The following is a 22,455-nucleotide window of genomic DNA, read 5'->3' on the forward strand; positions in this document are numbered from 1 at the left end:
TTGACCCAGCCAAGGGTGGCCCCACACGCTGAATGATGTAGACTTCCGGGCTGTCTGCCCGCCTTTCCGGCCTGCCGGACAGTGGGTGTGGCCCCAATGTCTACATAGAGCAGCTAAACCATGGCATCGACCGAACGTCTTTTGTTGAGCGGCAACGAGGCAGTCGCGCTGGCCTCCCTGCATGCCGGTGTACGCCTCGGAACCGGATACCCGGGCACCCCCTCCACCGAGATCCTGGAAGCCTTCTCCCTGATCGGCGGACCCGCCCAGTGGTCCCCCAACGAGAAGGTGGCCCTGGAAGTGGCCCTGGGCGTCTCCTTTGCCGGCGGCCGCACCCTGGTCACGATGAAGCACGTGGGTGTGAACGTGGCCGCCGACCCCCTGTTCACCGCCGCCTACATCGACCTGACCGGCGGCCTGGTGCTGATCTCCGCCGATGATCCGGGCATGGCCTCCAGCCAGAATGAGCAGGACAACCGCCACTACGCCCGCGCCGCCATCGTGCCCATGCTGGAGCCCTCCGATTCCCAGGAGGCCTATGACTTCACCCTGGCCGCCTTCGAACTCTCCGAGCGCTGGCGGGTCCCGGTGATCCTGCGCATGACCACACGCATCTGTCACGCCAAGACCGAAGTGATTCCGGGTGAACCCCGGCCGTCCACCATGGCGCCTCATTTCGAGCGGGACATCCCCGGCCGCGTGATGATTCCCGCCTATGCCCGTCCGGCGCACCACAAGGTCCGCGCCAAAATGGAAGAAATCGCCCGCTGGAACGAAGAGAGCGGTCTGAACCGCATCTATCCCGGCGACAAGTCCCTGGGCATCATTGCCTCGGGCATCTCGGTGATGCACGCCCGCGAGGCCGCGCCCGATGCCACCGTGCTGGCCCTGGGACTGACCTGGCCGCTGCCCATGCAGATGATCACCGACTTCGTCAACAGCGTGGACCGCTGCATCGTCATCGAGGAAGGGGATCATTTGCTGTACGAAGCCCTCACGGTGGCCGGACTGAAGGTGGAAGGCAAGCCGGAGATGTACCGCTTCAGTGAACTGAACGTGACCCGGGTGCGTCGCATCATCGCCGGCGATGTGAGCCCCGAGGCGCCCCGTCCCCGCGGCAAACCCCCGGAACTGTGCCAGGGCTGCTCCCACCGGGAGGTGTTCGAGGCCCTGAGCCGCCTGGACTGCATCGTCGCCGGCGACATCGGCTGCTACACCCTGGGCGTGCTGCCTCCCTTTGAGGCCATGGACACCTGCGTGTGCATGGGCGCCGCCATCGGCGTGGGCCTGGGCCTGCGGCATGTGCTGCCCGAGGCCGAGGCCCGGCGGGTGGTCAGCGTCATCGGTGACTCCACCTTCGTGCACTCCGGCCTGACCGGCATCGCCGAAATGGTGTACAACCCGCCGCCCACCGGCCATGTGGTCCTGATCGTGGACAACAGCACCACCGCCATGACCGGACGCCAGGAACATCCGGGGACCGGCCGCAGCCTGAACCACGAACCGACCAACAAAATGGACTTCGTGGCCGTGTGCAAGGCCATGGGCGTGAAGAACGTCGAGGTGGTGGATCCGCAGAAGGATGAAGCGAAGTTCGAGGAGATCCTCAAGGACATGATGGCCCGGGACGAGTTGTCCGTGCTGATCGCCGAGCGGCCCTGCATCCTGGCGGCACCGCTGATCCGCAAGCTGGAAAAGGCCGAGGCGGAAAAGCATTGTGCTGCCGGTTGTGCGGCCGCACCGGTGGAATGACCCATCCAACGAATCTTTAGGGGATCATCAATGGCAGTTACCAACGTAGTGCTGGCCGGCCTGGGCGGACAGGGCGTGGTCAAGGCATCCGACCTGCTCTCCACCACCGCCTTCTCCAGCGGGTTGCAGGTCAAGAAGAGCGAAGTCCACGGTATGAGCCAGCGTGGCGGCTCCGTCACCACCGACGTGCGCTTCGGCAAACAGGTCCTCAGCCCCATGGTGCCCATGGGCGAGGCGGATTTCCTGATGGTGTTCGAATCCACTCAGGTGGATCTCAACCTGGGCTGGCTGCGTCCCGGCGGCGTCCTGATCACTCCGGACCTGATCCCGGAGGGCGAGCTGAAGAATCGCAAGAGCCTGAATGTGGCCCTGCTGGGTGCCGCCTCCATGGTGATGGACTTCTCCGAACAGGAATGGGTGGCGGCCATCCATCAATGCTTCCCGCCCAAGCTCCATGCCGTCAATGAACACGCCTTTGCCCTGGGGCGCAAACTGGGGGCGGGACTGTCCCGCCCGGAAGTGATCGAGGGGGTTTGAATGCTGAGCGAACGCTGGAACGACGTGGAGGGTGGATTCCACCCTGCCAGTGCACCCGACTATCTGCCCGTGGAACGCCTGCGGGAAGTGCAGCTACGGCGCCTGCGCGCCGTGGTGACCCGCGCCTACGACAACGTGGACCTGTTCCGCTCCCGCATGCGGGAGCGGGGGCTGACCCCGGCGGACATCCGGACCCTGGACGACATCGCCCAGCTGCCGTTCACCGTCAAGGTGGATCTGCGCGACACCTACCCCTTTGGCCTGTTTGCCAGCCCCATGAGCGAGATCGTGCGCCTGCACGCCTCCTCCGGGACCACCGGCAAGCCCATCGTGGTGGCCTACACCCGTGAAGACCTGAATGTCTGGGCCGAGGTGATGACCCGCACCTTCGCCGCCTGCGGCTTGCACCGGGGCGACATCGTGCAGAACGCCTTCGGCTACGGCCTGTTCACCGGCGGTCTGGGCGCCCACTACGGGGCCGAGGCCCTGGGGGCAACGGTGATCCCCGTTTCCGGCGGCAACACCGAGCGCCAGCTGATGGTGATGAAGGACTTCAACGTCAGTGCCGTCTGCGCCACCCCCAGCTACTTCATCCATGTGATCGAACGGGCCAACGACATGGGGCTGGACCTGCGGGAACTGCCCCTGCACACCGGCATCTTCGGCGCCGAACCCTGGAGCGAGGAAATGCGCCGGCGTATCCAGGAAGGGGCCGGCATCCGGGCCTACGACATCTACGGCCTGTCGGAGATCATCGGCCCCGGGGTGGGCAGCGAGTGCGAGCACCAGGACGGCCTGCACATTTTCGAGGATCACTTCTACCCGGAGATCATCGATCCGGAGACCGGCGCGGTGCTGCCCGACGGCGAGGAAGGGGAACTGGTGCTCACCACCCTGAGCAAGCAGGCCATGCCCATCATCCGCTACCGCACCCGCGACATCACCCGCATCATCACCGAGACCTGCGGCTGCGGCCGTAGCCTGCGCCGTATCCGTCGCGTGGGACGCCGCTCGGACGATATGTTCATCATCCGCGGTGTGAACGTGTTCCCGTCCCAGGTGGAAGCGGCGCTGCTGGCGGTGGAAGGCACCCTGCCCCACTACCAGATCATCCTCACCCGCGACCATGGCCTGGACCAGATGGCGGTGGAAGTGGAAGTGACGCCCGAAGTCTTCAGCGACAAGGTCCGCGCCCTGGAGGATGTCCGCGCCGAACTGGCCAAGGCCATCGAGCAGATCATCGGCATCCGCGTGGCCCTGCGCCTGGTGGAACCCCGCACCATCGCCCGCAGCGAAGGCAAGGCCAAGCGGGTGATCGACAAGCGTGCCATCTAGTCGGCCCGCATCAAGGAGTATCGCTTCATGAAGCTGCAACAGCTTTCCGTGTTTCTGGAGAATCGTCCCGGGCACCTGGCCGAGCCCCTGGCCCTGCTGTCCCGGGAAGGCATCAATATCCTGAGTCTGTCCCTGGCGGACACCTCGGACTTCGGCATCCTGCGCATGATCGTGCGCGACTGGGAGCGGGCCGCGCAGGTACTCAAGGCGGATGACTGGGTGGTCAAGCTCACCGAGGTGGTGGCGGTGGACGTGGAGGACCGTCCCGGCGGCCTGGCCGAGGTGTTGCAGGCGGCCGGCAAGGCGGAACTCAAGATCGAGTACATGTACGCCTTCTCCCTGCGGCGCAACCACCGGGCCGCCCTGATCTTCCGCTTCGAGGAACCGGACCGGGCCATCGACGCCCTCTCGGCCGCCGGTTGCCATGTGATCGAAGCCGAAGCACTCTTCGCCGCGGTGGAATAAACAGGACGCTCACGGCCATGCCGCTGCCCTTCAAGGAACACCCCCTGCGCCATGCGGTCACCACCGAGCTGCATGCCCGTACCTTTGAGCCCATCAAGGCACCGGCCAGGGTCTCGCACCTGGCCTTCATCTGCGGGGAACGGGGCAGCGGCCGCAATACCGGGCACCTGATCAAGCTGCTGGAGTTCTTCGGTGCCCCGGTGCCGGAGTCCGTGGGTCAGTACCACGTGGCGGATCTGGGCGGCATCCGCCTGCACTGGGAGCGGCATACCGAGTTCGTCACCTATACCTTCACCGAGCCCGGACCTTACACGCACCCCTTTGACAACCCGGTCATCGAGCGGCTGCCGCCCCAGTGGCTGGCGGCCTCTCCGGGGGAGCTGGTCAGCGCCGTTTCCGTGGCGCTGGAGTCGAAGGACATGCCCGAACGCAGCCCGGCGGAGCTGTCCGAACTGTTCGGTCACAACATCATCATCGGCTCGGAAGTGGTGGGGGGACTGGGACGGGCCTGGTCGGATCTGCGCATCCACACCGACGGTTATGCCCGCATCCTGCTGCGCAACGAAGGCCTCACCGATGCCCAGGCCGGCCGCATGGTCAAGCGGGTACTGGAACTCAACGCCTACCGCTCCATGACCCTGCTGGCCCTGCCCGTGGCACGCAAGGTCAGCCGCACCCTGGACATGGCGGACCGACGTCTGGCGGAACTGGCCGCCGTCATGACGGAGCAACCCTCCCAGACCCCGGGCCAGCCGGTGGAAAGCCGACTGCTGGCGGAACTGACCGGCCTGGCGGCGGAAATCGAGTCGGCGGCGGCCCAGACCACCTTCCGCTTCGAGGCCTCCAAGGCCTATTACCGGGTGGTCAAGCAGCGTTTGGAACAATTGCGTCAACGGCGTATCGTCGGCCTGCAGACCTTCACCGAATTCCTGGATGCCCGGCTGGCGCCGGCGGTGGCCACCTGCGAATCCGTGGGCAGCCGGCAACGGGACCTGGCGGAGCGGGCGGCCCGTCTCACCGCCCTGCTGCGGGCTCGGGTGGAGGTGAGCCTGCAGGCCCAGAACCGCAACCTGCTCGAATCCATGGACCGCCGCGCCAAGCTGCAGCTACGGTTGCAGGAGACGGTGGAAGGCCTGTCGGTCATCGCCATCGGTTATTACGGCGTGGGCCTGGTGGGGTACCTGCTCAAGGGCCTGGAGTCCCAGGGTCTGCCCGTCAACGCCACCCTGGGCATGGGGATTGCCATGCCCATCGTGGTACTCAGTGCCTGGTTCTTCCTCAAACGGGTGAAGAAGCGCCTGATGCAGGGACACGGCGAATAGATCAGGTGAGGTATTTCTCCCGCAGGGCCACCTTGTTGGTCTTGCCCACGGAAGTCTTGTCCACCTGATCCACGAAGCGCACCTTGAGCAGGATGGACTCCTTGGGCAGCATGCCCTTGTCCACGAACTCACGGACATGGTGGGTCAGTTCGCGCTCACCCGGCTCGGTGCCGGCACGGGGCACCACCAGGGCCAGGGGGATCTCGCCCCAACGCGCCGCCGGCTGTCCGATGACCGCCACCTCGGAGACATCCGGGTGCTGCATGAGCACATCTTCCAGCTCCAGGGAACTGAGCCATTCCCCGCCCACCTTGATCACGTCCTTGGTGCGATCCGTGATGCGGATGCTGCCGGTATGGTCGCGGCAAGCCACGTCGTGGGTATGCAGCCAGCCACCGGCCCAAAGACGCTCGGATTGTTTTTCGTCCTTCAGGTACCCACGGGTCAGCCAGGGCGCACGGACCTGCACCTCGCCCGGGGCATGATCATCGGCCGTCACTTCCCTGCCCTCGGCATCCACCACGCGCAAGGCCACCAGCGGCAGCGGACGGCCGGTGCGGACCCGGCGCTCGATCTGTTCGTCCATCGGCAATGCCAGTTCGTCATCGCTCAGTTGGGACAGGGTGAGGATGGGACAGGTCTCGGACATGCCGTAACCGGTATAGATGTCCACGCCACGGCCCATGGCCTGACGGCACAGGGCCTTGGGCAGGCTGGAACCGCCGATCAGCACCTTCCAGCGCGAGAGGTCACAGTCCGCATTCTTCGCATCGTTGAGCAGCATGTGCAGAATGGTGGGCACGCAATGGCTGAAGGTGACCCCTTCCGTCTCGATGAGCCGGGCCAGCTGGTGAGGGATGTACTTGCCCGGATAGACCTGCTTCACCCCCAGCAGGGTGGCCATGTAGGGGATGCCCCAGGCATGGACATGGAACATGGGTGTGATGGGCATGTAGACGTCTTCCCGGTGAAAACGCCCCTGGGTGCCGTTGGAGGCCAGAGTCAGCAGGCTGGTCAGCGTATGCAGCACCAGCTGGCGATGGCTGAAATACACCCCCTTGGGCAGACCCGTGGTACCGGTGGTGTAGAAACAGGTAGCCCGGGTGTTCTCGTCCAGGTCAGGGAAGGTCTCCAGGGGCTGTGCCGCCTGCAGCAGCTGCTCGTACTCACCCACGAAATTCAGTCCCGCCGGATCGACCCGATCGTCGCTTTCGTCGGAGGTTTCATCCGTCAGCCGGATGAACTTCCGCACCGATTCGATCCGGCCGCGGATCGGGGCCAGCAAGGGGATGAACTCGTCGTGGACCAGGATCAGATCATCCTCGGCGTGGCTGATGGTATAGACCAGCTGTTCGCTGGACAGTCGCACGTTGATGGTGTGCAACACGGCCCCGATCATGGGCACGGCAAAGTAGCACTCCAGGTAACGATGGCTGTCGTAGTCCATTACCGCCACGGTATCCCCCGGCTCGACGCCCTGGGCTTTGAGCATGGCCGCCAGCCGGGCGACCCGCTGCCGAAACTCCGCATAACTGAAACGATGCTCGCCCTTGTAGACGATCTCTTGCGCCGGATCGTAATGGACGGGAGAAAACAGCAGGTGCTTGATCAGCAGCGCAGGCAGGGAACCCATGGGCATGGCATGAAATCTCCTTGTGGGCAACGTTGCCTGAGACTATACAGGATGCATCCGCACCGATTGTCGGACATTCTCTGCCGGTAATGGGGCTCAATGACAAAACTCAAAACCTGATCGCCCGATACGGCGCACAATAAGCCGTCGTACAGTCCACATTAGCCTTCCCGACAGGATGTTTCCAAGGATCGGCCCGATGTGTCACCACGGGACGAGTACTGTCGATCCGGAAAAATGCCTTGCCGCGCGACTCTGCCGGCAACAGGCCATCAACTTCTTGCCAACGCGGCCGATATCTACTCCATGCAGGGGCTGTTCAGGGCAGTGCCGCAATGATCAATGGGTATCCTGGGGAACCAACATGCAGCGTATCAATGACTTGCCGATCTGGGTCCGCCTGGTGGGGGCCATGTGGCTCATCCTGGTGCTGGCCTGGGGCGGCATGACCTTCTGGACGGTCCAGGAACAGCGGCAAACGGCCGTTCGTCAGGCAGAGTCTTTTTCCGAGACCCTGCATGAGATCACCATGGCCGGCCTGACCACGATGATGATCACCGGCACCATCAATCGGCGTGCCGAATTCCTCGACCAGATCATCGAACTCCAGAACGTCCACGATCTCAGGGTGCTGCGCGGTGATAACGTCTCCCGCCAGTACGGTCCCGGCGGCGAGCATGAAAGACCCCGGGATGCCATCGAGCGCAACGTGCTGGAAACCGGAGAGCCCTACATTGCCCTTTCCGAAGATCGCTCCACCCTGCGGGCGGTCATGCCGGTGAAGAATTCACGCCAGTATCTGGGCAAGAACTGCACCTTGTGTCACGCGGTGGCGCCGGAGGGCGCGGTGCTGGGCGGGGTGAGCCTGCAGATCAGCCTTGAGGATGTCAATACCGCCTCGCGTCGGTTCGGCTTCAACTTCCTTGCCGTGGCCACCCTGATCAGTTTGCCGGTGCTGCTGTTCCTGTTCCTGTTCACCCGCCGCTTCGTCACCAACCCCCTGCATGAAATGACCCGCGGGCTGCAGGGCATCGCCCAGGGCGACGGCGACCTGTCCCATCGTCTGCCCATCCACGGCAAGGACGAGATCGGCCAGGCCGCACAGGCCTTCAACGCCATGATGGACAATTTCCGCGACCTGATCAGCCGGGTCCTGCAATCCACCAGTCAACTGGCCAGGGCCGCCAGTGATCTGGCCTCGGTCACCGAGCGCACCAACGACGGCGTCTCCCGCCAGCGCAGCGAGATCGATCAGCTGGCCACCGCCATGAACGAGATGAACAGTACCGCCCATGAGGTGGCGCGCAACGCCCAGCAAAGCTCGGATTCCACCCGGCAGGCGGAAGAGGCGGCCCAGGAAGGCAAGCATATTGTCTCCGGCACCATGAAGCGCATCGAGCAGTTGGCCAAGGAAGTGCAGAAGGCGGCCGATGTCATCCGTGAACTGGACAACGGCAGCGAGGAGATCGGCAAGGTGCTGGACGTGATCCGGGGCATTGCCGAACAGACCAACCTGCTGGCGCTCAATGCCGCCATCGAGGCGGCCCGTGCCGGCGAGGCCGGTCGCGGCTTCGCCGTGGTGGCCGACGAGGTCCGCTCCCTGGCCAACCGCACCCAGAGTTCGACCCAGGAGATTCAGGCCATGATCGAACGGCTGCAGCAGGCCAGTCGTCGCGCGGTGACGGCCATGGACGAAAGCCGGCAGTCGGCCCAGGCCAGCCGCGACAGCGCCGCCCAGGCGGATGCCTCGCTGGATGCCATTACCCTGGCGGTCACCACCATCAGCGACGTGAACGCCCAGGTGGCCAGTGCCGCCGAGGAGCAAAGCGCCGTGGCCGAGGAGATGAACCGCAATGTGACCAGCATTTCCGATGCGGCCGAACTCAACGCCCAGGGCGCGGAGGAAACCACCCTCGCCTCCGAACAGCTGGCCCGACTGGCGGACGAACTGCAGGATCTGGTGGGCCGGTTCAAGGTGTGAAAACGACGCGGGGCGGGCCATGGGCCCGCCCCGCGTGACCATCAGCCCCACTCCACCGAATGGGGGCCGTGATGAATTACTCGGCGTCCACCTCGGACATCTCCAGGATGGAGGCGACGATGTCGTTCATCGTCACCAGCCCCACCAGGGTGTTGTCCTTGAGCACGACGATGCGGCGAATCCCCTGATTGACCATCAGCTTGGCCACGTGCTTGACCTCAAGCCCCTCCGGCACACTGATCACCGGCTTGGAGCAGACGTCGTAGACATTGATCAGGTCGATGTCCCCTTCCTCCGCCACGATGGTGCGCAGGATGGTGGTATAAGTGATGATGCCGTAGGCATCATGCTCATAGCGCTTGTCCACCACCAGGGACTTGACCTGGTGCCGGCGCATCTCGCGCATGGCCTCGCGAATGGTGGCGAGGGGGGAAATCATCGCCACGTCCTTCACCATGATATCTTTGACCAGCATGGGTTACCTCGGGCTTACAGCTCGTCCTTGAGACGGTCTTCAAACTGTTCGATCTGGCGCATGTCGATACCGGCAATATGCTCCAGGGGCACGGTGAACACCACGCCGTGGCTATGAGACTTCAGATCCAGTTCATCCCGCAGCGCCTTCATCACCGCCAGGGACAATTTCTTCTCCAGGACCATCAACAGAATCGACTGGCTGCCCTCATAGGTCAAGCCGAAGAAGGTTTTCTTCTCCTTGGCGCCGATCCCCCGGGCATCGATGATGGTCACCCCGCCGGCCCCCGCCTGCTTGGCGACGTCGATGGCCTTTTCTTCCAGGTTGTCGGCCACAATGGCCACCAGAACGGCAAACTTCATGATTCAGCTTCCCTCCACCCAGTGGTGAGTTCAACCGCGGTAGCATAGATCATCACGCCGATGATCGGGAAGACGATGATTTTAAGACGCGTTCCCGGCGCCACCGGAAAGCCGCCCGGGTCGGCATGCTGCAATCCGGTCAGTCCGTGATGGGCTTGACCGGCATTTGAGGTATGCTTGCCCCCTGACCGGAGCATTCAGAATCAAAAGGCGATCATGTCCCTTAAACTGCCCCACGAAATCATTCGCGAATCCGTCAAACTGGCCCTGATCGAGGATATCGGAGGCGGCGACCTCACCGCCGGCCTGATCCCGGAACAGACCCGGTGCCGGGCTCATGTGGTCTGCAAGGACCAGGCAATCGTCTGCGGACAGGCCTGGTTTGACGAGACCTTCAGACAACTGGACCCGACGGTGGAAATCACCTGGCATTGCCGGGAAGGCGAGGCGGTGGAGCCCGACACCCGGCTGTGCACGCTGAGCGGACCGGCCCGGCCCATTCTCACCGGGGAGCGCACGGCGCTGAATTTCCTGCAGACCCTCTCGGCCACGGCCACCCGGACCCGGCGCTACGTGGATGCCGTGGCCGGCACTCCCGCCAATATCCTGGACACCCGCAAGACCCTGCCCGGCCTGCGTCTGGCACAGAAATACGCGGTCAGCTGCGGCGGCGGCATGAACCATCGCCTGGGTCTCTACGATGCCGTGCTGATCAAGGAGAATCACATCATGGCCGCCGGCTCCATTGCCGCGGCCGTGGCACAGGCCCGCGCCCTGCCCGGCCAGGTAAAGGTGGAAGTGGAAACGGAAACCCTGGACGAGGTCCGTCAGGCGCTGGAGGCCGGCGCCGATGTGATCATGCTGGATGACTTCGACCTGGAAGGGATGCGCGCCGCGGTCGCCATGGTGGGCGATCGTTGCAAGCTGGAAGCCTCCGGCGGCGTGGACCTGTCCAGGATCCGGGAAATCGCCAAGACCGGCGTGCACTTCATCTCCGTGGGCGCCCTGACCAAGCACATCCAGGCGGTGGATTTGTCCCTGCGCCTGGAGGCCTGATCCTTTTCTTCTTTCTCTAGCCCACCCGGGTCTTGGCCAGCTGCCAGAGGGCTTCCAGGGCCTCCAGGGATTCGTCTTCCATGCGGCTGCCCTCCCGGGTCAGGGTCTCCTCCATGAAGCGGAAACGGCGCTCGAACTTGGCATTGGTGCGCCGCAAGGCCGCCTCGGGGTCCACTTTCAGGTGGCGGGCCAGGTTCGCCACGGCAAACAGGACATCCCCCAGCTCGTCCTCCAGGCGGGCATGGGGGGCTCCGGCCCCCATCTCCGCCCGCACTTCGTCCAGTTCCTCATGGATCTTGTCCAGGATGGGAGCGGCATCGGCCCAGTCGAACCCCACCCGGGCGGCACGCTTCTGGATCTTGGCGGCACGGGCCAGGGCCGGGAGTGTCAGGGCAATGCCGTCCAGAACACCGGATGCCGGTTCATTTCCGCCGCTGCCTGCGCCCTGACGGTCGGCCCGCTCCCGGGCCTTCTCCGTCTCCCAGGCCGCATGCTGGGCGTCTTCCGACTCGAACCGGACACCGGCAAAAACATGGGGGTGACGGCGGATGAGCTTGTCCGCCAGGGTGCGGGCCACATCATTGAAATCGAAACGCCCCTCCTCTTCCGCCATCCGGGCATGAAACACCACCTGCAACAGCAGATCCCCCAACTCCGAGCGCAGCTCATCAAAATCGCGCCGGGCAATGGCATCGGCCACCTCATAGGCCTCTTCCAGGGTATGGGGGACGATGCTGTCGTAGGTCTGCTTCAGATCCCAGGCACAGCCCCGCTCCGGATCCCGGAGTCGGGCCATGATGCCGAGAACCTCATCCAGTGCGGGAGATGATGAGGGTTTCATGGCTAGAAACTGAAACGGATGCCGAAGTGAATGTTGTCGTCCAGTTTGTAGTTCTTCTTGTAGTCCAGATCCGTCTCGATCCGCCGGTAACCGATGAATCCGGCCGCGCCCGGCGTCACTTCCAGTTCATAGCGCAGGGAAACGTCCCACAGATCATCGGCATCGCCGAAGCTGGTGATGGGCGGGGCATAGTAGGCTTCCAGGGCAAAGTACATGGGCGTATTGGCCGGTATCGTGTACCTCACCTCGCCCCCCAGCCCCAGGGCCTGGAACTTGTCGTCCGGCTCATCGATGAAGCCAAAGTAGAGCTTGCCGCCGACACCGAAGGTCAGCGGCTGTTCACCGGCGGGGACACCCCGTACGTGCATGCCGGTGGTCAGCATGTAATCACTGTCTTCATTAAAGAACAGGCCGAAGAACAGGTCGGCGCCGCCGAACCCGACGGCGCTGGAGTCGGTGATGAAGTTGAACTGGGCCGTTTCCTTGCTCAAATAGATGTCAAGGGTGTGGGCCGAGGCCATGGGGGCCATCCCCATCAAACAGGCCGCTGCCAGCAGTTTTGCGCGCATAGAGGTGTTCCAATGAGTGTTTAAAAAGTCAGGACGCAATTGTAACGCTTCACGCTGATATCGGCCCTTGTTGCTATCAGCCCTTGGGCTGTTCGTCCCGGGTCTTGTTCAGCCCTGGCGGTGACATCAGGGTCTGGGTCTTGTGATCATAACGCCCCTTGAGCTCATCCTTGATGGTACCCGACCACATGGGGACACCCACGAAATATCCGGCACGTCCGATCAGATGGGCCGCCACCGGACCGGTCAGCACCAGGAACACGATGATGGCCGCGGCCTTGGCGGCCACCGCCACGTCACCGAAAAATTCCAGCCCCACGGCGATCATCAGCAACCCTCCCCCCAGGGCACCGGCCTTGGTGGTGGCATGGAGCCGGATGGGCAGATCGGGCATGCGCAGCAGGCCCAGGGCCGCCACGAACATGAAGCCGACCCCGGTAAGCAGGAACAGGCTGATCAGGATTTCCACCAACAGATCAATCATCATCCCGGCTACCTCCCTTGGCAATCAGACGGGCAAATCCCACCGCGGCCAGAAACGCCGTCAGGGCCAGCACCATGGCCACGTCCAGGAAGGCCGTCACGCCGCTGGAGAGGGTGTAGACGGCGATGAAGCCCACCGTCAGCGTTGCCAGCATCTCCAGGGCCACCACCCGATCCGGCAGGCTGGGCCCCAGGATCAGACGAAAGAAGATCAACACCAGGGACACCCCCAGCACCAGATAGGCAATGAATATGGAGAACTCAAGCATGGCTGCCCCCGCTGCAAATTCTTGAATGCCGATCCTGTCCCGCACACCTCACCGCAGCACCTCCAGGGCACGATATTCCATGTAGCGGATGCTCTCGATCACCGCTTCCTCGTTTTCCAGGTACATCACATGGATGTACAGCACCTTGCGGTCACTGGAGACGTCCAGGCTCAGGGTGCCCGGCGTCAGGGAGATGAGATTGGCGACCACGGTGATTTCCGCATCCGTCCTGGCCTCCAGCGGAAACGCGATCACGCCCGGCTTCATGTAATACGTCGGCGTGAGCACATCATAAGCCACCTTGAGATTGGAAAGGATCAGCTCCTTGATGAAAAAACCGATGAAAAGGATCGCCTTGGGAATCTTGCCGGTATAGGCGGCAAAACCCGGTTGATCCCGCAGGGCGGAGGCCAGGATCAGATAACCCAGCACCAGGCCGATGAACAGGTTGGTACCCGTGAAGCTGCCGGTCAGGCCCATCCAGACCAGGGCCAGCAGGATATTCGAGGCCAGTGGACCGATCATTACCGTTCCCCCAGGACTGCATCAATGTACAGGCTCGGATTGAGCAGCTGATGGGCTGCCGCATCCGCGATCCGGTAGATGGGCTCCGCTCCCAGACCGATGAAGACCGTCAGGGCCGCCATTCCGCCGATGGTCAGATAGAGCACGCCGGAGCCGACGCTGCCATGGACCGGACGATCGGCATGTTCCTCCGGCTGAGCCTTCCAGAACACCTCGGCCCAGATCTTGATCATGGAGTACAGCGTCAGCAGACCCACCACCAGGGCCACACCCACGATCCACCAGGCCTCGGCCTCCACGCCGGCCCGGATGAGGATGAACTTGGCGAAGAACCCGGACAGGGGCGGTATCCCGGCCAGGGACAGGGCCGGGATCAGGAACAGGATGGCCAGCATGGGATGGGACCGATACATGCCCCCCAGTTCCTTGAGCTCGTAGGTCCCCTTGAGCCGGTACACCAGACCGCTGACCAGGAACAGATTCGCCTTCACGATGATGTGGTGCATGATGTAGAACACCCCGCCGACGATGGCCAGGGGCGTGAACAGCGCCAGTCCCATGATCATGTAACCGATCTGGCTGATGATGTGAAACGACAGGATGCGGCGGAACTCGAACTGGGCCGCCGCGCCCAGCACCCCGGTGAGCATGGTGGCGGCGGCCACCCACAGCAGGATCTCATGGGTGTAGTCCACGTCCTGGGTGAAGATGAGGGTGAACACCCGGAACAGGGCATAGACCCCCACCTTGGTCAGCAGGGCCGCGAACAGGGCCGAGACCGCCACCTGGGGCGTGTGATACGAGGCCGGCAGCCAGAAGAAGAAGGGAAAGGCACCGGCCTTGATGCCGAAGGACACCAGGAACAGCATGGCGATCACGGTGATGATGCCCGGATCTTCGGCATAACTGAGCTTGTCGGCAATGTCCGCCATGTTCAGGGTGCCCGTCAGGCCGTAGAGCAGGCCGATGGCGGACAGGAACATGGCCGAGGACACCAGGTTCAGGGTCACATACTTGATGGCCCCTTCCATCTGCGCCCGTTCCCCACCGAGGATCAGCAGGGCAAAGGAAGCCACCAGCATCACCTCGAACCAGACGTAGAGGTTGAAGATGTCGCCGGTGAGGAAGGCCCCGTTCACCCCCGCCAGCAGCAGGTGCAGTAGCGGATAGTAGCCGAAGGCCTCATGGCGCTTGCTCATGGAGGTCAGGGAATAGACCGCCGTGGCAAACCCGCTGATGCCCGCCAGCACCACCATGATGGCGCCGAGCAGGTCCGACACCAGCACGATGCCGAAGGGGGCCTGCCAGTTGCCCATGTGCATCACCAGGATGCCGTCCTGCCAGGTGGCGGACAGCAACCACAGGGCGGACAGCAGCATGAGCCCGGTCCCGACCACGGTGGTCACGCGCTGGGCAAGGCGCCAGCGCCAGAGGATCAGCGTCAGGGCGCCGAAGAACAGGGGAATGATGACAGGCAGCGCGACCTCGAGCCTCATGTGTCGGTATCCTTCATCTGGTCCATATCGTCAGCCTGCACCACTTCGTAGGCGCGGTGGATCAGCACCACCGCAAAGGCCAGCACCCCGAACCCGATCACGATGGCGGTCAGGATCAGGGCCTGGGCCAGGGGATCGGCCACCACGCCCGCCGGCTGCATGGCACCCTCGGGCACCAGGGGCGGCGCACCGCGCAACAGACCGGCCTGGGTGAACAGCAGCAGGTTGGCGGCATTGGACAGCAGCACCAGCCCGATCACCAACTTGACGATCGAGCGTCGCAGCATCATGTAGATGGCGGCGGCAAACAGGCCGCCGACGGTAAACGCCATCAAGGTTTCCATGGGTGATCTCCTGTCATCATCACTCTTCCACCTCGGCCAGGGACAACAGGATCAGCAGTACCCCGCCGATCACCACCAGATAGACCCCGATATCGAACAGCAACGGCGTCCCCACCTTCAGATCACCCAGCACCGGCAAGGTCAGCTCCAGCCACTGGGAGGTGAAGAAGGGCTGCCCCATGAAGACCGCGGGCACCCCGGAGATCACGCCGAACAGCAAACCCCAGCCCAGCAGGTCCCGGGGTTCGAAGCGCAACACCCGCTTGGCGCTGCGGATATCCAGGGCGAACATGTACAGGGCAACGGCGGAGGCCGCCACCAGTCCGGCAATGAAACCGCCGCCGGGCTCGTTATGGCCCCGCAGCAGCAGGAACACGGAGAAGATCAGCAGCAGCGGCAGCAGAAAATGGGCTGCCGTGCGCAGGATCAGTGACTGCAGGGTGAACTGTGGGCTCATCGTCTTCTGTCCTCGGCACGGAACTTGATCATGGCGTAGACCCCCACCGCGGCCAGGGCCAGCACCACGATCTCACCCAGGGTATCCAGGGCACGGAAGTCCACCAGGATGACGTTGACAATGTTGCGGCCATAACCGGAAGGCTGACTTTCCTGGATGAAGTACTCGGAAATACTGTCCGCATACCGGGTGGTACTGGCGGCCAGCTTGAGCACAGCCATCATGGCCCCCACGGCCAGGGCGATGACCGCATCCCGGACCCGCAGCACCATGGGTGTCAGGCCGAGGAAACCCGGCAGGCGGAACAGCACCAGCACCAGCATGATGACGGTGAGCGTCTCCACCAGCACCTGGGTGATGCCCACATCCGCGGCACTGAACAGCACGTAGATCAGGGCCACGCAGAACCCCACCACCCCCAGTGAGGCCACCGCCCCCAGGCGGGAACGGGTGGTCACCGACACCAGGGCCGCCATCAGCAGCACCGCGACAATGAAGGCCTCGTGCACCAGGATGCCGGACAGGTCCAGATCGATATGCACATCGGTGCGAGTGAGCAGGGTCACCATGACCAGGCCCACGGTGGAGATCAGGATGGTGAGCAGGTAGTAGCGCAGATAACCGTTCTGCAGCACCCGGGTCTGCCATTCGGACAGCCACACCATCCCGGCCATGGTCTTTTCATAGGCCGCTTCGGGACCGTAGCGATTGACCACCTCCATGAAGCCGGTGAAGCGGCGGAACCGTTCCCAGTTGAGATAGAGCAACAGACCCAGGGCCAGACTCACCCCGCTCAGCAGCAGGGGCAGGTTGAAGCCGTGCCAGAGGGACAGGTAGGGCGATACCGGCGCCCCGTATACCGCCGCCGCCGCCCAGGCGATCAGGCCCTGATCCACCAGCCCCGCGCCCAGTCCGAACAGCAGCCCCAGGGAGGCCAGGACCACGGGGCCCGCCAGCAGGGCCGGCGGCGCCTCATGGGCTGGAATCTTGGGGGTGTCGGCCCGGGGACCGTACCAGGGACGAATGCCGACGATGGCCGCCACCGCCACCACCATGACGGCGGAGACCACGGCAAAAACACTGAGCAACCCGGCCAGGGCCGGTGCCTCCAGCACCGCCTCGAACAGCAGTTCCTTGGCCACGAATCCGAACATCGGCAACACCCCGGCCAGGGACAGGGCGGCCAGACCGGCAAAGACGGTGGTCACCGGCAGCGCACGGCGCAGCCCGCCGGTCTGCAGGAAGTCCTTGCAGCCCGCCTCGTGATCCAGGATGCCGGCCACCAGGAACAGCGCACCCTTGTAGAGGGAATGGGCCAGCAGGAAGGCCATCGCGGCCAGCATGGCGGTCTCGGTGCCCACGCCGATGAGCATGGTGAGGGTACCCAGGGCCATGACGGTGGAGTAGGCCAGCACCTGCTTGACACCGGTGGAACGCAACGACAGGAAGATCCCGGCGAACATGGTCACGGCCCCGAACAGACCCAGCAGCAACATCCAGGCCTCGGTCCCACCCAGGGAGGGATTCAGGCGGGCCATCAGATAGACCCCGGCCTTGACCATGGTGGCGGAGTGCAGGTAGGCGGAGACGGGTGTGGGTGCCGCCATGGCATTGGGCAACCAGAAATGGAAGGGATACTGGGCCGACTTGGTGAAACACCCCAGCAGGACCAGCAGCAGGATGGCCAGATACCAGTCGTGCTCGCGGAAGATGTCGCCGGAGGTGAGGAGTTCGTGCAGCTCGTAGCTGCCTCCCACCAGGGCCATCATGACCAGGCCGGTGAGCAGGGCCAACCCGCCGGCCACGGTGACGAACAGCCCCTGCAGGGCGGACTTGCGGGCCTTGGCGTCCTCATGGTTGTAGCCGATGAGCAGATAGGACGTGATGCTGGTGAGTTCCCAGAACACGAACAGGGAGATCAGGTTGCTGGAGAGCACCAGCCCCAGCATGGAGGCCATGAAGGCGAGGATCAGGACATAAAAGCGCCCCAGGTCCCGATGACCTTCCAGATAGCGGCCCGCGTAGGCCACGACGAAGAAACCGATCCCCGAGATCAGCAGGGCAAAGAGCAGGCTGAGACCGTCGACAAGGAAGGTGAGCTGGATGCCCAGACTGGGAATCCAGTCGTATTCCATGATGATCCGCCCGCCGTCGGCCTCGCGTAGCGCGGGCAGGAAGGAGGCGAAGTAGATGAACAGCACCGCGGGCAAGGCGGCCAGCGCCCAGCCACTGTGGCGACCCAGGCCCCGATGCACCCAGGGCGCAACCGCGGCAATCAGAAATCCGGACAGGACGGCAAGCAGCATGGGTTGTCTGATGGGCGATTCAGCAGAGGCCGGCGCGGTGTTCGGCACCAATACCCCCTGCCCCGCGTCAAGGACCGACCGCGGATGCCTCTCTCCTCCAGGTTGAACGTGGATGGATGCAATATTGCCCCCGGACATCGGGCAGGCAAAAATTAGCGGCACACGACTCCGTGAGCCTTCACTCAGGCACGTTTTATGCTAACCAAACTTGCTTTTTGTTTGCAATCCCTTTCTGCTGCGACGCAGCAGAAAGGGATGTCGCCGCCGGGATCAGTCGATCCAGCCACTTTGCCGACGGCGCCAGCGAATACGGGTCAGGATGATCCCCAGCAGCAGGCTGCCGATGGATACACCGGCTCCCACCAGAAACCAGTCCCTGCGCACATTTTCCTGTAAGGCACGATTCTGATCCTGGAGCGCCCCGACCCGGGCCTGTTCCCGGGTCAGCGCGTCGGTCAGGGCCTCGTTGCGACGGGCGGTTTCCAGTGGATCCGCCGCCACCTCGCGCAGGGTTTCCAGTTCCCGCTCCAGCTCCGCCAGCCGCGCACTCAAGGCGTTGGCCCGCTGGGTTTCATTGTCCCGTTCAGCCGTCAGACCACGAATCCGGTCGCCCTGTTCCCCGCGATTTTCCTCCAGCTGCTGTATACGACGCTCTGCCTGGGCCAAACGTTCCCTGGCGTGGGGACGGTTCATGAGAAAACGGCTCTCGATCCACCCCTCGGTCCCGTTGGCCGTCCGAACCAGGCTATAGCCGTCGTCATCCACCTGCAGCACGGTCACCGCCGTGCCGCTGGTGAGAAACTGCAGGATGCGATGCTGCAGCGTCTTGCCGGTACGGATATGGGCGCTGAGTTCGTCGGAGATATAGGCCGTGCTCTGGGCCTGGGCCAAGCCGGACCAGGCAGTTGTCAGCAGCAGGATGACCAGGATCAGAGGCGGCAGGGATACCAGAGGGTGTTTCACGAAAGATGTCCTTTGCTTGTCGGTCATGGATCAGGCGCGCCTATTGTAATCGTCCCCCCGGCAGGGCCGGGGACAGCAGGACTGTTACTTGTGCCGAAGGTCACAAAAACACGGCCGGCCCTCACCGCGTGCGGGGTGACGGACGAGCGCCACTCCCCTACTCTATCAGCCTTGCAGGCCTGAAACCTGAACGCCTGCCCCAGGATCACGTCACACCAACCACTGGAATCACAGCCCATGGCAGAGAAAGACCCTGCTCACCTGAGTCCGCGGGAAGCCCATGAATTGCTCAGGGAAAATCCGAGAGCCCTGCTGATCGACATCCGCTCCAGCATGGAATTCCTGTTTGTCGGGCACCCGGTCGGCGCCGTGCACATCCCCTGGATGGACGAGCCGGACTGGACCCTCAACCCGAGGTTCGTGCCCGAGGTACGCAAGCTGCTGCTGGGCAGCGTCGGGAGTGAGTCAGCCCCGGAAACCGGTGCCCCGGTGATCCTCATCTGCCGTAGCGGCAAGCGTTCCCTGGATGCGGGTCGACTGCTGATCAGGGAGGGGATTCCCAACGTCTACCACATCGGCGAAGGCTTTGAGGGAGAACTGGACGAGAAGCACCAACGCTCCAGCCTGGGCGGCTGGCGCTTCCACGGTCTGCCCTGGGAGCAGTGCTGATCCCTTCGGCCCGGCATGGCGGCCCGGGACATCACGTCTTCGTGGATGCCCTGGACCGCTGCCATCGCCGTACCCGGTGCTCCAGTTGCAGGGGCAGGAACAGGATCAGGTCATAGACTACCGGCAGGAACCAGGACAGCAACCGCATCGTGCGGGCAAGATGGAAGCTCAGGAACGCCAGTACCTGCAGCACCACCACGACCCACCACCCCCCCAGCACCCCCATGGCCTGCATGAACAACTGCAGCGGCAACGGGGTCAGCGCCAGCAGCAGGGTCATCAACCCGCCCAGGGACAGCAGCGTCAACAGGGAAAGCCATTCCAGCGGCGGCAGCGCCAGTTCCGGCTCACCTTCCAGCAGTCGGCCCAGGGCGTCCTCGTGCAGGATGAACAGATCACGGGACGCGGCCAGCGCGCCGGACAGCCAGGCCAGCAGGATCAGCAATAGAATGCCGCCCCACATCAGGCGCCGCCTCCCCGCCGCGTCCCAGCCGGCAACCATGGGCAACAAAGAGGTCACGCCCCGGGACTCCAGAATCATGCCACCGGCCATCGCCGGCATGAGCAGAAACAACAGCGTTGCCAGGGAGGCCAGGCCGGGGCCACCCGCTTCCCCGGGATGCCAGCCCAGCATTTCCGTGACGGGCATGAGCAGCAGGTGATACCCCGTCGCCCCCGCCATCAGGATCAGACCCAGCAGTAGCAGGCTCACCAGCAGCTGGCCCAGCGAGGCCAGGGTCAGGGCGGGCGGGGGCATGCTCCGGTCCCTGAAGCGCTGGTACTGGGACAGCGTCACATCCAGGTGTCGCGCCTGATCCCGCACCGCGACCACGCCTTTTTCCAGGTCGGTCAGACGGTCGCCCAGGGCACGCCATTCCGGCAATAAACCACGGAGTATCTTCAGTCGCTCCCGGTTGCCCTGGCGATACTCCTCCAGGGTATCCCGGCCCACGCGGGCCAGGGTGTCGTGGATCTCCTGCAGCATGGTGCCGACACGAGGATCCGGTTTTGGGGGGGCCTCGGCCAGGGCGCGGGCGGTATGGATCCAGGCGGGCTCCTCGGGAATCTGGTCCCGGGTCTGGCGGTAGTCCTCTTCGATCCTTTCGATCTGTTCGGCAATGCGTCGCTGCAGGAGGGCATACCCTCCCAGATCCCGGTTGAGACGATGATGGATGCCCAGATATTCCCGTTCCACCCTCAGCTGCAGACGGCGCAGCGCCACGCCACGCAGATAGGCCTGGTGACGATGACGCACCTTGCGACCGGCAAATCGCAGGCCATGGGCGGCAGCTCGGAACTGCCATTCCAGCAGATGAAAGAGCTGCCGCAATCCACGGCGCAGCCAGGGGCGACTGAAGTAAAGGACCAGGATCCCGATCACCACCCAGATCAGGATGGAAATACCCAGGCTGTCCGCCCACAGGCCCCATAGATCGTTGCTGCTCATTCATCAACTCCCGGTTTTCGGTACGGGTGGCCGGCAGACGGCTTAAAGTTTTCCGATGGACGGCCGACAAATCTATTGAGGCCATCCTGTTCCAGGCTACCCCGTTGTACACCACCTGGACTGACAGGCGCATGCATGTTCACGCATGAATATGCCGAAATACAATCGGATCATGCAATTCAATAGAGACCGACCCATGGACCGAAGCCAACTGGAACTGAAAATGGGCGCCCAGCTCACCCCCTACCGGGAACTGCCGGACATGACGGCCGGGGCTGCCGTGCTGGGTTTTCTCCCCGCGTTCATGGACGTGCAGACGCACGAAACACACCTGTCCATCAACGAGGATGGTTCGCTGGCGGTCATCCACCTGCTGGATGGGCTGCCGGATCACTGGGTGATCGAACGGGATGAACAGGGCCGCATCACCGCCCTGAAGGACGGCATTGTCGCCGGCTTCATGCGTCAGGGCCGGTTCTTCACCCGTTCGGAACTGGCTCAGCTACGCTGGGACGCCTGAAACCGGATTTCCCCTTGTGCCCGGGGGCGTAATCCGGTCCAATAGGCGGCTCCTTATCGCCAGACACCCAACCCATGCGAAAGAACAGTTACGAGCGCGAAGAACTTCTGCAATGCGGCCACGGAGAGATGTTCGGCCCCGGCAATGCTCAGCTGCCGGTCCCGAACATGCTGATGATGGATCGCATCAACCATATCAGTGACGAGGGCGGCGCCTTCGGCAAGGGTGAGATGCGTGCCGAACTGGACATCAATCCCGATCTCTGGTTCTTCGACTGCCATTTCCCGGGTGACCCGGTCATGCCCGGCTGTCTGGGCCTGGATGCCATGTGGCAGCTGGTGGGCTTCTACCTGGCCTGGATCGGCAATCCCGGTCGCGGCCGCGCCCTGGGCGTGGGTGAAGTGAAGTTCACCGGTCAGGTCCTGCCCAGCGCCCAAAAAGTCACCTATCAGGTGGACGTCAAGCGCGTCATCACCCGCAAGCTGGTGCTGGGTATCGCCGACGGTCAGGTGCTGGTGGATGATCGCCTGATCTACACCGCCAAGGACCTGCGGGTCGGCCTGTTCACCTCCACCGACGGTTTCTGACGCCACTTTCCTCCCGTTTGACCTGTGAGCCCTGATCGACGACGATCAGGGCTCACGCACA

General features: G+C 63.6%; 24 protein-coding genes. 10 read left to right on the forward strand and 14 right to left on the reverse strand.

Annotation, left to right across the window (positions count from 1 at the left end):
- Positions 1-120 precede the first annotated feature (120 nt).
- Genes ACLF6L_RS11650 through ACLF6L_RS11670 form a run of 5 tightly spaced genes read left to right on the forward strand, consistent with a single transcriptional unit; the run spans position 121 to position 5,411 of the window.
- Positions 121-1,752: a thiamine pyrophosphate-dependent enzyme gene (locus ACLF6L_RS11650; RefSeq protein WP_412851721.1), complete on the forward strand. Its 1,632-nt coding sequence runs from the start codon at positions 121-123 to the stop codon at positions 1,750-1,752.
- A 30-nt stretch (positions 1,753-1,782) separates the two neighbouring features.
- Positions 1,783-2,289, forward strand: coding sequence for an indolepyruvate oxidoreductase subunit beta (locus ACLF6L_RS11655; RefSeq protein WP_238615821.1), 507 nt, complete (start codon positions 1,783-1,785; stop codon positions 2,287-2,289).
- Positions 2,290-3,624, forward strand: coding sequence for a phenylacetate--CoA ligase family protein (locus tag ACLF6L_RS11660; protein WP_008932551.1), 1,335 nt, complete (start codon positions 2,290-2,292; stop codon positions 3,622-3,624).
- Between the two features lie 27 nt (positions 3,625-3,651).
- Positions 3,652-4,089 (forward strand): ACT domain-containing protein, encoded by a 438-nt coding sequence (locus ACLF6L_RS11665; RefSeq protein ID WP_090209239.1) that lies wholly within the window; start codon positions 3,652-3,654, stop codon positions 4,087-4,089.
- 17 nt (positions 4,090-4,106) lie between these two features.
- The gene (locus tag ACLF6L_RS11670) at positions 4,107-5,411 is read left to right on the forward strand and encodes a DUF3422 family protein (protein WP_412851722.1); all 1,305 of its coding nucleotides are present in this window, start codon (positions 4,107-4,109) and stop codon (positions 5,409-5,411) included.
- 1 nt (position 5,412) lies between these two features.
- On the opposite strand, the gene ACLF6L_RS11675 is transcribed toward ACLF6L_RS11670, so the two are convergent.
- Entirely contained in the window at positions 5,413-7,050 is a 1,638-nt protein-coding gene (locus ACLF6L_RS11675) for a fatty acid--CoA ligase (protein ID WP_412851723.1), read from the reverse strand.
- Between the two features lie 358 nt (positions 7,051-7,408).
- On the opposite strand from ACLF6L_RS11675, the gene ACLF6L_RS11680 reads away from it, so the two are divergent.
- Positions 7,409-9,025 (forward strand): methyl-accepting chemotaxis protein, encoded by a 1,617-nt coding sequence (locus ACLF6L_RS11680; RefSeq protein ID WP_412851724.1) that lies wholly within the window; start codon positions 7,409-7,411, stop codon positions 9,023-9,025.
- 76 nt (positions 9,026-9,101) lie between these two features.
- Here ACLF6L_RS11680 and ACLF6L_RS11685 read toward each other — a convergent pair whose 3' ends face one another.
- Both ACLF6L_RS11685 and ACLF6L_RS11690 read right to left on the reverse strand, forming a co-directional pair.
- The gene (locus ACLF6L_RS11685) at positions 9,102-9,500 is read right to left on the reverse strand and encodes a CBS domain-containing protein (protein WP_238615817.1); all 399 of its coding nucleotides are present in this window, start codon (positions 9,498-9,500) and stop codon (positions 9,102-9,104) included.
- A gap of 14 nt (positions 9,501-9,514) precedes the next feature.
- Positions 9,515-9,862, reverse strand: coding sequence for a P-II family nitrogen regulator (locus ACLF6L_RS11690; RefSeq protein WP_238615816.1), 348 nt, complete (start codon positions 9,860-9,862; stop codon positions 9,515-9,517).
- A 216-nt stretch (positions 9,863-10,078) separates the two neighbouring features.
- Between ACLF6L_RS11690 and nadC the strand changes: the two genes are divergently transcribed.
- Positions 10,079-10,918 (forward strand): carboxylating nicotinate-nucleotide diphosphorylase, encoded by an 840-nt coding sequence (nadC, locus tag ACLF6L_RS11695; RefSeq protein WP_238615814.1) that lies wholly within the window; start codon positions 10,079-10,081, stop codon positions 10,916-10,918.
- A 16-nt stretch (positions 10,919-10,934) separates the two neighbouring features.
- Here the strand turns inward: nadC and mazG are convergent, their stop codons facing one another.
- The 10 genes from mazG to ACLF6L_RS11745 all read right to left on the reverse strand — a co-directional run bounded on the left by mazG (position 10,935) and on the right by ACLF6L_RS11745 (position 19,171).
- Positions 10,935-11,759 carry a nucleoside triphosphate pyrophosphohydrolase gene (gene mazG / locus ACLF6L_RS11700; protein WP_412851725.1) on the reverse strand — a complete coding sequence of 275 codons (825 nt, stop codon included), beginning with the start codon at positions 11,757-11,759 and terminating at the stop codon, positions 10,935-10,937.
- A 2-nt stretch (positions 11,760-11,761) separates the two neighbouring features.
- Positions 11,762-12,328, reverse strand: coding sequence for a YfaZ family outer membrane protein (locus tag ACLF6L_RS11705; RefSeq protein ID WP_412851726.1), 567 nt, complete (start codon positions 12,326-12,328; stop codon positions 11,762-11,764).
- A 76-nt stretch (positions 12,329-12,404) separates the two neighbouring features.
- Positions 12,405-12,800 carry a monovalent cation/H(+) antiporter subunit G gene (gene mnhG, locus ACLF6L_RS11710; protein WP_412852786.1) on the reverse strand — a complete coding sequence of 132 codons (396 nt, stop codon included), beginning with the start codon at positions 12,798-12,800 and terminating at the stop codon, positions 12,405-12,407.
- Between the two features lie 4 nt (positions 12,801-12,804).
- On the reverse strand, positions 12,805-13,080 hold the full coding sequence (locus ACLF6L_RS11715) for a cation:proton antiporter (RefSeq protein ID WP_238615810.1): 276 nt from the start codon (positions 13,078-13,080) through the stop codon (positions 12,805-12,807).
- A gap of 48 nt (positions 13,081-13,128) precedes the next feature.
- A complete protein-coding gene (locus ACLF6L_RS11720) occupies positions 13,129-13,605 on the reverse strand; it encodes a Na+/H+ antiporter subunit E (protein ID WP_238615809.1) in 477 nt (158 codons plus the stop codon).
- The gene (locus tag ACLF6L_RS11725) at positions 13,605-15,101 is read right to left on the reverse strand and encodes a Na+/H+ antiporter subunit D (protein WP_238615808.1); all 1,497 of its coding nucleotides are present in this window, start codon (positions 15,099-15,101) and stop codon (positions 13,605-13,607) included. The genes ACLF6L_RS11720 and ACLF6L_RS11725 overlap by 1 nt, the downstream gene beginning before the upstream one ends.
- Positions 15,098-15,445 carry a Na+/H+ antiporter subunit C gene (locus ACLF6L_RS11730; RefSeq protein ID WP_008932565.1) on the reverse strand — a complete coding sequence of 116 codons (348 nt, stop codon included), beginning with the start codon at positions 15,443-15,445 and terminating at the stop codon, positions 15,098-15,100. Before ACLF6L_RS11730 ends, ACLF6L_RS11725 begins: the two co-directional genes overlap by 4 nt.
- A gap of 19 nt (positions 15,446-15,464) precedes the next feature.
- Positions 15,465-15,902 (reverse strand): Na+/H+ antiporter subunit B, encoded by a 438-nt coding sequence (locus ACLF6L_RS11735; protein ID WP_412851727.1) that lies wholly within the window; start codon positions 15,900-15,902, stop codon positions 15,465-15,467.
- Entirely contained in the window at positions 15,899-18,208 is a 2,310-nt protein-coding gene (locus ACLF6L_RS11740; RefSeq protein WP_412851728.1) for a putative monovalent cation/H+ antiporter subunit A, read from the reverse strand. Before ACLF6L_RS11740 ends, ACLF6L_RS11735 begins: the two co-directional genes overlap by 4 nt.
- A 270-nt stretch (positions 18,209-18,478) precedes the next feature.
- Entirely contained in the window at positions 18,479-19,171 is a 693-nt protein-coding gene (locus ACLF6L_RS11745) for a TIGR04211 family SH3 domain-containing protein (RefSeq protein ID WP_238615805.1), read from the reverse strand.
- Between the two features lie 237 nt (positions 19,172-19,408).
- Between ACLF6L_RS11745 and ACLF6L_RS11750 the strand changes: the two genes are divergently transcribed.
- A complete protein-coding gene (locus tag ACLF6L_RS11750) occupies positions 19,409-19,840 on the forward strand; it encodes a rhodanese-like domain-containing protein (RefSeq protein ID WP_238615804.1) in 432 nt (143 codons plus the stop codon).
- A gap of 31 nt (positions 19,841-19,871) precedes the next feature.
- Here ACLF6L_RS11750 and ACLF6L_RS11755 read toward each other — a convergent pair whose 3' ends face one another.
- Positions 19,872-21,287, reverse strand: a complete 1,416-nt coding sequence (locus ACLF6L_RS11755) for a hypothetical protein (protein ID WP_412851729.1) — start codon at positions 21,285-21,287, stop codon at positions 19,872-19,874.
- Between the two features lie 196 nt (positions 21,288-21,483).
- Here ACLF6L_RS11755 and ACLF6L_RS11760 point away from each other — a divergent pair, with 196 nt between their 5' ends.
- A complete protein-coding gene (locus tag ACLF6L_RS11760; protein ID WP_008932571.1) occupies positions 21,484-21,807 on the forward strand; it encodes a hypothetical protein in 324 nt (107 codons plus the stop codon).
- A gap of 74 nt (positions 21,808-21,881) precedes the next feature.
- Positions 21,882-22,394, forward strand: a complete 513-nt coding sequence (fabA, locus tag ACLF6L_RS11765; protein WP_412851730.1) for a 3-hydroxyacyl-[acyl-carrier-protein] dehydratase FabA — start codon at positions 21,882-21,884, stop codon at positions 22,392-22,394.
- Positions 22,395-22,455: the final 61 nt, after the last annotated feature.

Origin of the sequence: Ectothiorhodospira shaposhnikovii, from assembly GCF_047222355.1 — a bacterium.
GTDB lineage: Bacteria > Pseudomonadota > Gammaproteobacteria > Ectothiorhodospirales > Ectothiorhodospiraceae > Ectothiorhodospira.

Bases quoted from the DNA above. Each gene is read 5' to 3' on its own strand.
- ACLF6L_RS11650 (WP_412851721.1), top strand. From the start codon at position 121: ATGGCATCGACCGAACGTCTTTTGTTGAGCGGCAACGAGGCAGTCGCG.
- ACLF6L_RS11655 (WP_238615821.1), top strand. From the start codon at position 1,783: ATGGCAGTTACCAACGTAGTGCTGGCCGGCCTGGGCGGACAGGGCGTG.
- ACLF6L_RS11660 (WP_008932551.1), top strand. From the start codon at position 2,290: ATGCTGAGCGAACGCTGGAACGACGTGGAGGGTGGATTCCACCCTGCC.
- ACLF6L_RS11665 (WP_090209239.1), top strand. From the start codon at position 3,652: ATGAAGCTGCAACAGCTTTCCGTGTTTCTGGAGAATCGTCCCGGGCAC.
- ACLF6L_RS11670 (WP_412851722.1), top strand. From the start codon at position 4,107: ATGCCGCTGCCCTTCAAGGAACACCCCCTGCGCCATGCGGTCACCACC.
- ACLF6L_RS11675 (WP_412851723.1), bottom strand. From the start codon at position 7,050: ATGCCCATGGGTTCCCTGCCTGCGCTGCTGATCAAGCACCTGCTGTTT.
- ACLF6L_RS11680 (WP_412851724.1), top strand. From the start codon at position 7,409: ATGCAGCGTATCAATGACTTGCCGATCTGGGTCCGCCTGGTGGGGGCC.
- ACLF6L_RS11685 (WP_238615817.1), bottom strand. From the start codon at position 9,500: ATGCTGGTCAAAGATATCATGGTGAAGGACGTGGCGATGATTTCCCCC.
- ACLF6L_RS11690 (WP_238615816.1), bottom strand. From the start codon at position 9,862: ATGAAGTTTGCCGTTCTGGTGGCCATTGTGGCCGACAACCTGGAAGAA.
- nadC (WP_238615814.1), top strand. From the start codon at position 10,079: ATGTCCCTTAAACTGCCCCACGAAATCATTCGCGAATCCGTCAAACTG.
- mazG (WP_412851725.1), bottom strand. From the start codon at position 11,759: ATGAAACCCTCATCATCTCCCGCACTGGATGAGGTTCTCGGCATCATG.
- ACLF6L_RS11705 (WP_412851726.1), bottom strand. From the start codon at position 12,328: ATGCGCGCAAAACTGCTGGCAGCGGCCTGTTTGATGGGGATGGCCCCC.
- ACLF6L_RS11715 (WP_238615810.1), bottom strand. From the start codon at position 13,080: ATGCTTGAGTTCTCCATATTCATTGCCTATCTGGTGCTGGGGGTGTCC.
- ACLF6L_RS11720 (WP_238615809.1), bottom strand. From the start codon at position 13,605: ATGATCGGTCCACTGGCCTCGAATATCCTGCTGGCCCTGGTCTGGATG.
- ACLF6L_RS11725 (WP_238615808.1), bottom strand. From the start codon at position 15,101: ATGAGGCTCGAGGTCGCGCTGCCTGTCATCATTCCCCTGTTCTTCGGC.
- ACLF6L_RS11730 (WP_008932565.1), bottom strand. From the start codon at position 15,445: ATGGAAACCTTGATGGCGTTTACCGTCGGCGGCCTGTTTGCCGCCGCC.
- ACLF6L_RS11735 (WP_412851727.1), bottom strand. From the start codon at position 15,902: ATGAGCCCACAGTTCACCCTGCAGTCACTGATCCTGCGCACGGCAGCC.
- ACLF6L_RS11740 (WP_412851728.1), bottom strand. From the start codon at position 18,208: ATGCTGCTTGCCGTCCTGTCCGGATTTCTGATTGCCGCGGTTGCGCCC.
- ACLF6L_RS11750 (WP_238615804.1), top strand. From the start codon at position 19,409: ATGGCAGAGAAAGACCCTGCTCACCTGAGTCCGCGGGAAGCCCATGAA.
- ACLF6L_RS11755 (WP_412851729.1), bottom strand. From the start codon at position 21,287: ATGAGCAGCAACGATCTATGGGGCCTGTGGGCGGACAGCCTGGGTATT.
- ACLF6L_RS11760 (WP_008932571.1), top strand. From the start codon at position 21,484: ATGGACCGAAGCCAACTGGAACTGAAAATGGGCGCCCAGCTCACCCCC.
- fabA (WP_412851730.1), top strand. From the start codon at position 21,882: ATGCGAAAGAACAGTTACGAGCGCGAAGAACTTCTGCAATGCGGCCAC.